Source organism: Paenibacillus sp. SAFN-117, from assembly GCF_051966115.1.
In the GTDB taxonomy this organism is placed as follows: Bacteria; Bacillota; Bacilli; order Paenibacillales; family NBRC-103111; genus Paenibacillus_L; species Paenibacillus_L residui.
Genome location: NZ_JBQCLK010000001.1, coordinates 371,547 through 383,818 on the forward strand (window position 1 = coordinate 371,547; position 12,272 = coordinate 383,818).

Genomic DNA, 12,272 nt, shown 5'->3' on the forward strand with positions numbered 1-12,272 from the left:
ATTTTTTCTATGAAAACGTTCAACTTTTCACAAAGTACGCCTTTTCAAGGTAAAAGTACCCAGATTTTTTTAACCAAATTTTGCTTCCGTCAACACAATATCAGTTTAGTCCCTTATCTTGATGACATAAAACCTATCTTGTTATCCCTAAGAGATAATTTCCCTGAAAAAATAGATACCGACCATTATCCCTTTCGTTCAGGATCTTTCACGTTGTGGGCCGTAATCCCTCTCGCAGCTCCCTTCCGGGCACTATCCCCTTCAGTCAGGTGTATTCAAGAAGAAGCGCCGAGCTTATTCACTGTTTGAAACAATACAGATGGATGAAGTCAGTCGGATGGAACCCGGGTTACGGGGACATTTCTGAGCAAAGGGGATAACAGTCAGAAGCGCAAAGCAAACTGGGCAATTCTTTCCGTATCCCGGAGAAGCGATGGAATCCCCGAAGCCTCAGTTTATGAAAAAAAAGGGCTGCCTCTAAGGTCAACAAGACCCGGGCCTCCCCTTCCATTCCATTAAAACCTCAAAAGCGCTTCATTATCAAACCGGCTGTCTCTTCAATGGCTTTGGCCGTCACATCGATAACGGGACAGCCCAGTTGTTCCATCACGCGGGCCGCGTGCTCCAGTTCATCCCAGATTCTTTCCATAGAGGCATACTTGGCGCTCCAAAGGGAAGCCCGACGGCTTGCAGCCTTTCCGTGCGGATTTTCAGCAGATGCCCCGGCTCCATAGTCAATCCGATGATTTTCTTCCGGTTGACATGATAGAGCTCCCTCGGCGGCTTGATTTCCGGGACGAGCGGAATATTCGCCGTTTTGTAGCCCTTGTATGCCAGGAAGATGCTGAGCGGAGTTTTGGAAGTCCGGGACACTCCGATCAGCACCACATCCGCATGCGTTAATGAATGCGTGTCCTTGCCATCGTCACATCGTACGGAAAATTCGATCGCTTCAATGTAACGGAAATAATCGTCGTTCATTTCATGCAGCAAACCGGGCTTGCGCTTGGGCGAACCGTTGAACGTATCGATATACGCCTGCATCATAGGCCCCATAATGTCAACGGCTCTTATTCCGAGACGAATCGCCTCGGCCCGCAGCATCTCTCTTAATTCCGGCTGTACCAGCGTGTAGACCACGAAACCGCCTGTGCTCGCCGCTTCCTCCATTACCGCCCTAATCTCATCCTCAGTCTGAATATGGCCGAACCTGCGAAGTCGTACAGATTGCGAGTCAAACTGCCGAATCGTGGCCCTCGCAACCGCTTCGGCCGTCTCGCCGACGGAATCGGAGCAAATATAGACTGTGTAGCTTTTACTCTCGTTCAATGATATTTCCTCCCTGCCGCGGACCTGGTCCGTACCATTGTCCGTAATTGAATGGTTCTACTCTCCCGCCATCCCCATGAATACTTTAGTTATGGTCGTTTTCGTAATCCGGCCCACCACTTCCTTACCATCCGGATGCTCTTCCTCGGACACGACCGGCAGCATGTCCACCTCATGAGAAATCAGCTTGCGGGCCGCATCCAGCACCGTATCTTCCGGAGTAACGGTGACGATATTCGGTTCCCTTGTCATAACAAGGCTGATGGGCATAGAAGCGGCGGCCGCATTGCCGAGAGTCACCTTGAGCAGATCTTTCCTGGAAACAACCCCGGCCAGCCGGCCGTTGTCATCCAGTACGGCAAGCCCGCCTACGTCCTCTGTAAACAGAGTGACCACCGCATCCTGAACCGTACTGGTATGCTGCACAACGACCGCCACCGCCTGAACATCTCTTACTTTCAATCCCAGAGTGCGGGCATAAGTTCGCGACGTTTCCGCGGCGAATGTCCCGAGAAAATAACCGACCTTAGGCTTGGCATCCAAATATCCAAGCATGACGAGCAGCGACAGATCAGAGCGGATGGTCGGTCTGCTCAAACCAAGCGCCTCGGCGATCTGCTCGCCTGTAATCGGTGCATGCCGCCGGACCAGCTCCACGATCTCCAACTGTCGGGTAGATAATTCGATGACGGCTCCCTCCTGACATCTAAGCAGGTTTCCCTGCGAATGATTTCCTTTAACAATCCCTATTATAACGTCATATTGCTGCCAATAAACTAAATATATCGTTTGTCGTGAACAAAGTAAACTCCGGTCAATTATTTTTTCTCCCTTGTCATTATTGGTAATTCACCTATTTCCTTCAGCCATACGAAACCAATGGACCGTATAAAAGCCATCCTAATTCGTAATTTAATAAAGCAAAATAAAATAATTGCACATATATATGATATATCATAAAATTATTTATGATGTATTACATAATTGACAACAAGGGAGAGAGAACGATGGAGAGAGAATTGGCATTGGAAATCGTGAGGGTAACGGAACTGGCCGCGCTGGCATCTGCCCGCTGGATGGGACGTGGAGATAAAATAAACGCAGACGCCGCAGCCACCGAAGCGATGAGAACGATGCTCGACTCGGTTTCCATACGGGGGACGGTCGTCATCGGCGAAGGGGAAATGGATGAGGCGCCAATGCTTTATATTGGAGAACGTGTCGGTAATCTTCAAGGACCGGAGGTGGACGTCGCCGTCGATCCGTTAGAAGGAACGGAGCTGGTGGCGAAAGGCCTGAACAATGCGCTTGCCGTCATTGCTGTTGCAGGGAAGGGCAATCTGCTGCATGCTCCCGATATGTACATGGACAAGCTTGCGGTAGGGCCTGCGCTTGCCGGTAAGGTAAGTCTCGATGACCCTATCGAAGCCACTCTGCGCACCGCTTCCTCAACACTGAACAAGCCGCTGTCCGATTTGACCGTAATGATTCTTGACCGACCCCGCCATCAGGAAATTATGAACACGCTACGCCAGGTAGGAGTAAGAATTAAATGCCTGAGCGACGGCGATGTTGCCGGAGCGATGGCTCCCGCCTTCCCGGAATCCGGTATCGATCTGTATCTCGGATCGGGCGGCGCCCCTGAAGGAGTGCTTGCCGCCGCTGCGTTAAGCTGCCTGGGGGGAGAGCTGCAGGGAAGGCTGAAGCCTTCCGGAGAGCAGGAATATGAGCGCTGTATTCAAATGGGGCTGAAGGATCCCGTCCAAATCCTGGCCATGAAGGATATGATTGGCGAGGAAGACGTTATCTTCGCTGCCACGGGGATTACTCCCGGCGAATTTCTGGGCGGGGTATCCTATTTGCCCGGACAGCGCGCAGAGACGCATTCCATTGTTATGAGGGTAAAGACGAGAACCATCCGATTTATCAAGACGCTGCACTATTTACCGAATAAACCGTTTATCCATGCAGTGGAACAGGAGGAATAAGGAGGCCGGTCAATGACCGCCTCGCTGCCGTCAGCTTACGGAGGTCAACTTATTCATCACCCGAACGGGAAATCCGGTGGCTGACGGCGTAGGCGGCCAACTGAACGCGGTTGTCCAGACTGAGCTTCTCCAGCACATTCTTCACATGATTCTTAACCGTGTTCTCGGCAATCACCAGTTTGTCGGCGATTTGCTTGTTCGTGTCGCCTTCGGCAATGTAAGCGAGAATTTCCTTCTCCCTTGGGGTTAACAGGCTCGGCGGAGGGCCTTGAGACGGTTTCACTGCCTTAAATTGATAATATAATCTATCAGCCATTCGGCGGGCGGTTTCGGTATCCTCCTCCAGCAAAGCATGCAAATAATCGGCCCAATCCCCCGGGTCCATATTTTTCAATAAATATCCCTGGGCCCCGAACTGTATGGCCGTGAACAAGTCTGCGGCGGCGTCGGATACGCTCAGGATAACAATTTTAATGGCAGGATCCTGCGCCTTAATTCTCCGAGTCGCCTCTAGACCGTTCATCTCCGGCATATGGATGTCCATAAGCACCACGTTCGGCCGGAGCCGTTCGCAAGCTTCCACGGCCTCGATTCCGTTGGTTGCCTCACCTACGATGTCGAATGCCGGATCATCCTCCAGCAAAGTTCTTACCGCCTGCCTCGCTAACGGATGATCATCCGCTATGAGCACCCGATATTTATTCACTGCAGGTGGCCTCCTTTCTTGCAGGCTACGGTTAGCTCCGTCCCTGCTTTCGCTCCGTTGCCGATATGAAGAACGGCTCCTAATTGTTCCGCGCGCTGCTTGATCATCGAGAGTCCATATCTTCTATCCTGATCATTATTCGGCATAATGCCGATTCCATCATCCGCAATTTTAAGCACCCAGCCTTCTTTTTGTACGACCAACTGCGCTTCAGCGAGGCTGGCCCGCGCATGCTTGCGGATATTCGTAAACGCTTCCTGGATTATTCCAAATAACAAAACCTCTTCAGCGGAAGTAAACCGATGGCCGTTTAGCTCCATTTTCAAGCGAACCTCCACCCCGGTCACCATACTCCATTCATCGAGCCATTTCTCTACCCGATCTTCGAAGATAACCCCTTCTTCCGGCAAAGACCGCAGATTAAAGATCGCCTGACGCAAATCATTATTAATCCCGGAAATCATGGACCGCGCTTCCTCAAGCTGGCCCTTCTGCAGCTTTACGTTGAGAAAAAATAACGTTTGCGCGATATTATCGTGCAGCTCCGTAGCCAGCCGTTCTCTTTCTTCGTAGACGGCCCGTTTCGCCTGTTCTTCCGCCAGTCTCTTGTTCGTCATTTCAATATGCCGGAACATCCAGGTCGCGAACAGATAGAACAGAATCAGAGTCATGACGGTAATATAAACGTTACCGGCTTCCATCGTAAGAACATCCAGCAGGAATTCGTGGCGGATAAATTCGAATCCTCCGATAATCAGAGTCGGCAGCAGAATGGTAAACCATTTATAAACGGGATACTTCACTTTGTGATCCACACTTCCTTTGATGTTCTTTGACTGCCCCAAGGAAACGGCTGTCGCCGACCTTTGGACAGGCGCGTTAACCGATGAAATATAAGAACAGGTAATAAGGCGAAACTTATACCTTTCTATATATTTGAACCAATGCTTCCGCTCCCGGTCAGCGGATATGCCCGTAGAAAAAAACCTGCTCCTTGGATAAGGAACAGGAAGTTCTTCCTACTTTTATATTGTAAACTTAGACAGCGAATCTTTCAACGAGTTAGACAGCTCTTCAAGCTTTTCAGAGAGCTTGACCAGCTCATCGCTGACATTAAGCTGTTCATTGCTTAGAGATGCCACTTCTTCAGAAGTAGCGGAGGATTCTTCGGAAACGGCGCTGACATTCGTCATAGCTTCATGCAGAACAACCTGTGATTCCTCCAGCGTCTGGATGGAGTCGGTTACTGCGGATAATTGCTCCACGAATGCTCCCATCTGCTCCTGCACCTTCTGGAAGATCAGCTCCGCATCTTTAACCGATTCTATCTGCTCCTGGAACACCGGATAAGCCTCGGACAGAACAGACACCGTTTCATCTATTTCGCCTTGGATTTTCTCCGTAATCTCTCCTACGACTTCAATAGACTGCTTGGACTGATCCGCCAGCTTGCGGATTTCGTCGGCGACAACCATGAATCCTTTGCCTGCCGCGCCGGCCCGTGCCGCTTCAATCGTAGCGTTCAACGAGAGAATGTTGGTCTGTCTCGTCAAGTTCTGAAGCACATCCAATATTTTTCGAATGGAGCTGGTGCTTTCCTTAAGCTTGTCCACCTTCTCGACCATGGAGCGGGTCATCTTCTCCGTAAGGTTCGTCTTGTTGGTCAGTTCACCCATGTAAGCCGTTCCCTGCTCGCTTGCCTGATGAACCTCAGCCGCAGCAGATCCCATCTCGACATTGGCGGCCACCACTTGCTTCATCTGAATGCCGATCTCCTGAGTAAGACCGTTCCCCTTCTCCGCTTCCATGGCCAGGCTCGAAGCACCGTTAGCAATTTCCTCCGTTGCGATAGCGATCTCTCTTGCGGAGGTCGCTGTCTGCTTCGAGGAATGGAGAAGGACGCGGGCCGTATCCAATACATCGGCGGCAGACTGGTTCGTCTGTTGAACAAGACGAGTAATCTGCTCCATCATTTGGTTGAAGCTTGTCGAAACCTCGCCGATCTCGTCTTTACCGGAATGCTTGATTCTCACAGTCAAGTTCCCTTGTGCCCCTTGACTCATGAGATCCCGCAGATGAGACAGAGGTTTGCCGATCATCCGAACGACATACATTCCGATCAGGACAGCAACCACTACCGAAACGATGACCATAATTAGAGTAATGTTCGATATTTGGTTCGTGTCTTTGACCAGCCCGGCCAACGGGGAGTTGGTAACAACAGCCCAGCCGGTAGCATTCATCTTCTTATAGACGATTAAATGCTCTTCCCCGTTATAAACCTCTTTCTTGGACACGGAGCTTGCATATGCCGAGTTGTTGTCCGTCGTATCAATCTCGAATACCTCTCCGATTTGATCAATATCCTCGACGCTGACCAACCGGTTCTGGTTATCCACGATAACCGCTTCCCCTCCGGCAGTTGCAATGTTCGCTATGCCGGAGTTCAGTACGTTGACACGGATTTCAGCGAGAATGACGTATTCTTTGGAGAGCAGCCTCGATATGCCGAAGACGGTATCCCCGCCTACATATCCGTATCTCTTGGTGGGCAGCCATACGGGAACTCCGCCGCCTTCGATCGTTTCCTTAAACCATTCTTCATTTACGATTTCGGCCCTGTTAATTGTGCTGAGGGACCCGCTGCCCAGCATCCGGCCTTCTCCCGTCGGAATCAAATAAATTCCGTACATCATGTTGTTGGAATTGATAAGCGTATTCAAGCGCTGCTGAATCTTGTTGATTAAATCATAAGTGGTGTAGTCTTCAGTGGATTGAACGTTGATCATCTGCAAATTTCTCAAAAATTCACTGTCGGCAAAAAGCTGGGTCGTCACATCCATAATATTCTGAAAGATCAGATCCAGCTTATCCGTCGCCTGCTCAACGGTCTGCTCGCTTGCCTGGGACACTTTGTTCTCGATAATGTCTTTGGACAAGTTATAGGAAAATATACCTAGTGACACTACCGGCACCAGAATGCTGAAGAAGAAAATGAGAAACAGCTTCATTCCTACGGATTTGCCCGGGCTTTTCAGCTTTATATTTTTCCAGGAAAAAGAGCGACCATCTTGAGAAATAGGTCTTTGGTTGCGTGAAAACAGCTTCTTAAATGGGTTTTTCGAAAGTTTCAAAGACAGCCACCATCCTATTTAAGTCTTGATGACTATTTTCTCGGCATTTCGACCCATTTTTTTTAGTCTTTTTTAAAAATTAACCGTCCATTTTTTTCCGCATCATATCCAAAGGTTGAACCGGGCTGTCCACTTTAAGCTTTACAATCTGCAAAGGATGCCGGGCCGCAGTCAGCGGTTGACCTTCCTCGTCCCAAATCTCGCCGATGATTTGCTTGAAAGCCGTGCCGTTCGGGCCGAAGAATTCAACCTCCTGCCCCGGCTTGAAATGATTCCTTTGCTGGATTACGGCCATACCGGTGCTCTCATCATATTCCATAACCATGCCGGCGAATTCATATGGAATCAGCTTCTCTTCAGGCCCGAAAATATGATCCTCATGATCCGGGGCATCGAAGAAAAATCCCGTATTCAACGGCCGGTTCGCGGCCTTGTGAATTTCATCCAGCCATTCCTGCTTAAGCTCATACCGCTCGGGATCCGCCAGATAGCTGTCTATCGCCTGGCGATAAACGTTCACAACGGTAGCTACGTAATGGATGCTCTTCATTCTTCCTTCGATCTTGAAGCTCTCCACCCCGGACTCGATCATCTCGGGAATATATTCAAGCATGCACAGATCCTTGGACCCCATTGTAAATTTGTCATCCTCCGGTTCAAATAAAGGGGAGTCCTCGCTGCCTACAAACAAATCGTATTTCCAGCGGCAGGATTGGCAGCAGCCCCCGCGGTTCGAATCCCGGTCGGTAAAATGGTTGGACAGCACACAGCGGCCGGAATAAGAGCTGCACATGGCCCCGTGGATGAAGGTTTCAATTTCGATGTCCACCTGTTTTTTGATTTCTTTAATTTCGGCCATGCTGACTTCCCGCGCCAGAACAACCCGGTCGACCCCGTTGTCCTTCCAAAATTGTACCGCCTGCCAGTTCATGGTCGACTGCTGTGTGCTCAGATGAATTTCCAGCTTCGGCGCCACCCGGCGGCAAGTTTCGATAATTGCCGGATCAGCGACAATAATGGCGGCAATACCTATGTCTTGGAGAGTCCGCAAATAATCCTCCAGTCCCTCCAAGTCCTCATTATGGGCATAAATATTCGTAGCCACGAACACTTTGGCCCCGTAGCGGGAGGCAAACTGGACGCCTTCCCGCATTTCCTCGAATGTAAAATTGTCCGCATTCGAACGAAGCCCGTATTTCTGTCCGCCTATATAAACCGCATCCGCACCGTAATGAACCGCAAATTTCAGCTTCTCCAAATTGCCTGCCGGCGCCAGCAGCTCCGGTCGGGCAAGCGTCCGCTTTTGTCCTTCAGACGTTTCCAATTGCACTGACATCATATCACCTCAATAAACCTGTTCTTTGTAGAAAAATCCGAAAGAAAGCTCCCTGCCGGCCGGCTGAATCTTCTCTATCGCTTCCAGCCACTCCGGATTAAATTCATAAGCGGACGGATCAGCCGCATAAGCATCAATCGCCTGCCGGTAGGCTCTAACGGCCGTTACGTTATATTCCAGAGGCTTGAGCAAGCCTTCTATCTTGAAGCTATCGATGCCGGCAGCCAGAAGCTCGTGTAAATCCTCCAGCATACAGATGTCATCGGAGCTCATAATGTGGGTACCGTTGCAATCCTCATACACGGGGTATTTCTCCTCCTGCCGTTCCACCTCGATAAGGAATAATCCCTGATCCTTGCCGTGGTCAGACGGATTTGGAGCCAGCCCCTGATGCTTCCGGTAATTGGAGACCATTTCCCGCTTCGAATGGAAAATGTTCGTCATCCCGTGAACCTGAACCTGAACCTCCATCTTCACATTTTGCTTGACCGCCAAAACTTCCTCCAGATTCAACTCCCGGGCAAGAATGACACGGGTAGCCCCTTTGCCCGCCCAATAGTTGGCCGTCACATAGTTGGTCGCCGTCATTTCCGGATTCCAGTGCAGGGGCATTTCGACACCGGCCTGCTTCAGAGCCATCAAGACGGCCGGATCTCCGAATACTAGAGCGTCCGCTCCGATCCGGGCGACTTCCTTAACGTAGGCCGGCAATTCCGGCAATACGTCATTGTTCATTATGTTGTTGGCCACCACATAGACCTTGGCTTGCTTGGAATGGGCCAATCGGACAGCTTGCTCCAGCATCGGAAGATCGAAGTCTCCCGGCAGCCGCATTCCGTATCTCTGCTCGCCAAGCTGCACCGCGTCGGCCCCTGCATCGATCAATCTCTCCATTTCCTCCAGTGTTCCTGCCGTAACCAGCAGCTCCGGTTTGGTCATTGTCTTTCCCTCCTGCCGTTCCAACGAATTAGCCATCTTCCTGGCTTCAACTTATTGTTCAAGAATTACTGCTTCTCGCTCTCTTCCTTATTCTTCAAATGCTCGGAATAGGTTTCGGCGAACAGATGGCGCTGGGAGCCATCCTTTTTAGTCACATAGTACAAGTACTTCGTTTCCTGCGGATACAGCGCAGCTTCAATAGAAGACAAGCTGGGGCTGGCGATCGGCCCAGGCGGCAATCCTGCATTCTCATAGGTATTATAGGGACTGTCCACCTCTAAATCCTTGTAGTACAGCCTTTCTTTAGGCTTGTCCAGCGCGTACTGGACCGTAGCGTCGATTTGCAGCTTCATCCCTTGCTGAATCCGATTATAAATGACTCCGGCCACCAAAGGACGCTCGTCCTCCACGGCTACCTCCCGTTCGATTAGCGACGCGAGAGTAAGCAATTGATGGAAGGATAATCCGCGTTCCTTCATGACGTTCTGCCAATCAGGAGGCAGCTTAGCCAGCTTCCGGTTCCATTCGTCTACCATACGTACAATAATATCCTTGGGGGTGCTGTCCAGCTTAAGCTCATAGGTTTCGGGGAACAAATATCCTTCCAGCCGATACTTCACATTTGGATCTTCGGGAAGCGAATCGAGCCAAGGGGATTGGACTGCGGACGGATCCTGCGCGATTTGAATAAATTCCTCCGCATCAACAAAACCTTGCTCACTCAATCGCTCCGCGATTTGTCGAATGGTGAAGCCCTCCGGAATGGTAAAACGCATCATCTCTTCCTTAACGATATCCCCCGAATTTAACTTCGCGATAATCTGATCGAAGGTCATCCCGGGACTCATTTCATATTCTCCGGCCTGGAACCGCAGCCCTTCCTTCTTATATCTCAAATAACCTATAAATACCCACTGATTCCGTATGATTCCCTCCTGCTCCAGCATTTCGGCAATTTGCTTGGAGCCCGATCCCGGCTGGATAGTAACGCGCGCGGTTTCGCCGTTGGAGGCTGTCGGCTTCATGCCATTGACAATATATAGGGCAATCAAAGTAACCAGGACGGCCAGCAGCAAGAAGAAAATAAGAAGCACTGCAGGCCAACGCCTTTTTTTGCCGAGAGCGGCACCATGATTTCTATCGTTCTTTAATTGATCGTTCACTAAAACCCTCCCATAATCCGTCAAAATAAAATCCATAGCATTTTGTTCAGAGGACCATAAATCGTTTGCAGATCCCCCATAAATGCATCATTAAATAACCCCACAAAGTGACGTATGCCTTCGAAGCGTATTCCGAGTACTTTGCGGGGAGCCCCGGAACTTATAAATCAGAAAAAGAGCGGCTTCCGCCGCCCTTTTTATCCTAGCATATTCTAAAAAAATGTTCTACCCGCCCGCTAGTCGAAGTCTGCAGTCATTTCATCATAGATTTCGGATACGGTTTCCCATTCTTCATCATCCAGAATCGTTTCCAATTCAGGGGCTCCTGCAGCATTACGGGTAATACGAAACACCGATTCCGCCTCATCCTTCTGCGGTTCGGCCGGCGCCAGGACAGCATATTCATTCGGCCCGAGAGAAAATTCAGCGAGAAGCACGTAAGTACGCGAGGATTCCTCATCCTCCAACACCACTTCATCACCGAAGGTTGTCTTCAATACATCAATGGGCTTAGCGTCTTTCAATTGGTAGATTGGCATTACCGATCATTGGCCTCTTTATCGCCATCATCATCGTCTTCATCGTCGTCTTCCATCTCATCCATGAGTGTATTGAAGGTCTCTTCAACGATGTTCCACTCTTCTTCATCGTCGATCGTATACAGCTTCAAATCGTCACCGTCTTCCTCATAACGGAAAGCATACACCTCATCGGTCTCATCGTCATCGGCTTCCACGGGAACGACCATCATATACTTTTTGTCCGAGCCGTCGACTTCAAATTTCATGATGACCTCAAATTCTTCCTCGTTTCCTTCTTCATCTGGAATGTAGATGATTTCCGGTTCGTCCAAATGCATCTCATCGTTCGCCATTGTACAACCTCACCTTCTCTTATTAGAATCCAAATAGCCTTGCAATATTAGGGAGGCGGCCATCTTGTCGATGACTTGCCTCCTTTTTTTACGACTGACGTCTGCCTCCAGCAATGCTCTTTCAGCAGACACGGTCGTCAATCGTTCATCCCAAAGGTGAACGGGGAGTCCAAATTTAGTTTGCAATAATTGCGCAAATTCCATACTCAGCTCCCCGCGAGGACCGATTGTGTTGTTCATATTTTTCGGCAGGCCGACGACAATTTCCTCCACACCATGCTCGCGGATAATTTCTCCCAGCCTTGCCAAATCGGCGGCTTTGTTCGTGCGGCGGATAACCTCCAGGCCTTGGGCCGTCCAGCCTAACTCATCGCTCAAAGCAACGCCGATGGTCCTGTCTCCGTAGTCCAAACCCATCCATTTCATCAACTAGTCTCCCGTCTTGCTAATCGAAAAAAGACATTTCCTTCGATATTTTATTATTTGCGCTTCTTTCCCTGCAAATAATATCGAACCAATTCCTCAATCAATTCATCTCGTTCCCGTTTGCGGATCAGGCTCCTGGCGTTATTATGTCTAGGGATATAAGCCGGATCTCCGGACAGCAAGTATCCCACGATCTGGTTGATCGGGTTGTAGCCTTTTTCCTGCAGAGCGTCGTATACGGCAATCATAACCTCTTCCGGCGATGTCTCAATCCCGTCGGCTTTGACATTAAACTTCATTGTTTTATCCATGGAATTCATGACCGCACCTCCTTGAGAGTTCTGCCCCTTAGGCAAAACCTGCTTCATACCCTATTC

Annotated in this window: 12 protein-coding genes and 1 pseudogene; 1 reads left to right on the forward strand and 12 read right to left on the reverse strand. The window is 49.9% G+C overall.

Going from position 1 to position 12,272, the window contains the following annotated elements:
• Positions 1 to 523: 523 nt before the first annotated feature.
• Together ACTHRH_RS01570 and ACTHRH_RS01575 are read right to left on the reverse strand one after the other, a co-directional pair.
• A pseudogene (locus ACTHRH_RS01570) lies at positions 524 to 1,329 on the reverse strand (pyruvate, water dikinase regulatory protein).
• Positions 1,330 to 1,386: 57 nt separating this feature from the next.
• Positions 1,387 to 2,043, reverse strand: a complete 657-nt coding sequence (locus ACTHRH_RS01575; protein WP_144933882.1) for a helix-turn-helix transcriptional regulator — start codon at positions 2,041 to 2,043, stop codon at positions 1,387 to 1,389.
• Positions 2,044 to 2,336: 293 nt separating this feature from the next.
• On the opposite strand from ACTHRH_RS01575, the gene glpX reads away from it, so the two are divergent.
• Positions 2,337 to 3,317, forward strand: coding sequence for a class II fructose-bisphosphatase (gene glpX, locus ACTHRH_RS01580; protein WP_440413751.1), 981 nt, complete (start codon positions 2,337 to 2,339; stop codon positions 3,315 to 3,317).
• 49 nt (positions 3,318 to 3,366) lie between these two features.
• Here the strand turns inward: glpX and ACTHRH_RS01585 are convergent, their stop codons facing one another.
• From ACTHRH_RS01585 to ACTHRH_RS01630, 10 genes are all read right to left on the reverse strand, one after another.
• On the reverse strand, positions 3,367 to 4,023 hold the full coding sequence (locus tag ACTHRH_RS01585) for a response regulator (protein WP_144933878.1): 657 nt from the start codon (positions 4,021 to 4,023) through the stop codon (positions 3,367 to 3,369).
• On the reverse strand, positions 4,020 to 4,826 hold the full coding sequence (locus ACTHRH_RS01590; protein ID WP_191964284.1) for a sensor histidine kinase: 807 nt from the start codon (positions 4,824 to 4,826) through the stop codon (positions 4,020 to 4,022). The genes ACTHRH_RS01585 and ACTHRH_RS01590 overlap by 4 nt, the downstream gene beginning before the upstream one ends.
• Before the next feature lie 222 nt (positions 4,827 to 5,048).
• Entirely contained in the window at positions 5,049 to 7,163 is a 2,115-nt protein-coding gene (locus ACTHRH_RS01595; RefSeq protein WP_440413847.1) for a methyl-accepting chemotaxis protein, read from the reverse strand.
• Positions 7,164 to 7,236: 73 nt separating this feature from the next.
• Positions 7,237 to 8,493, reverse strand: coding sequence for a peptidase U32 family protein (locus ACTHRH_RS01600; protein WP_144933874.1), 1,257 nt, complete (start codon positions 8,491 to 8,493; stop codon positions 7,237 to 7,239).
• Between the two features lie 9 nt (positions 8,494 to 8,502).
• Positions 8,503 to 9,432: a peptidase U32 family protein gene (locus ACTHRH_RS01605; protein WP_144933872.1), complete on the reverse strand. Its 930-nt coding sequence runs from the start codon at positions 9,430 to 9,432 to the stop codon at positions 8,503 to 8,505.
• 65 nt (positions 9,433 to 9,497) lie between these two features.
• Complete coding sequence (mltG, locus tag ACTHRH_RS01610) at positions 9,498 to 10,526, reverse strand: endolytic transglycosylase MltG (RefSeq protein ID WP_144933870.1); 1,029 nt, start codon at positions 10,524 to 10,526, stop codon at positions 9,498 to 9,500.
• Positions 10,527 to 10,831: 305 nt separating this feature from the next.
• A complete protein-coding gene (locus tag ACTHRH_RS01615) occupies positions 10,832 to 11,134 on the reverse strand; it encodes a DUF1292 domain-containing protein (RefSeq protein ID WP_379290071.1) in 303 nt (100 codons plus the stop codon).
• Positions 11,134 to 11,469 carry a DUF1292 domain-containing protein gene (locus tag ACTHRH_RS01620; protein WP_379290073.1) on the reverse strand — a complete coding sequence of 112 codons (336 nt, stop codon included), beginning with the start codon at positions 11,467 to 11,469 and terminating at the stop codon, positions 11,134 to 11,136. The genes ACTHRH_RS01615 and ACTHRH_RS01620 overlap by 1 nt, the downstream gene beginning before the upstream one ends.
• 9 nt (positions 11,470 to 11,478) lie before the next feature.
• Positions 11,479 to 11,895, reverse strand: a complete 417-nt coding sequence (gene ruvX / locus ACTHRH_RS01625) for a Holliday junction resolvase RuvX (RefSeq protein WP_144936092.1) — start codon at positions 11,893 to 11,895, stop codon at positions 11,479 to 11,481.
• A 53-nt stretch (positions 11,896 to 11,948) separates the two neighbouring features.
• Positions 11,949 to 12,215 carry an IreB family regulatory phosphoprotein gene (locus ACTHRH_RS01630; protein WP_144936089.1) on the reverse strand — a complete coding sequence of 89 codons (267 nt, stop codon included), beginning with the start codon at positions 12,213 to 12,215 and terminating at the stop codon, positions 11,949 to 11,951.
• Between the last annotated feature and the right edge of the window lie 57 nt (positions 12,216 to 12,272).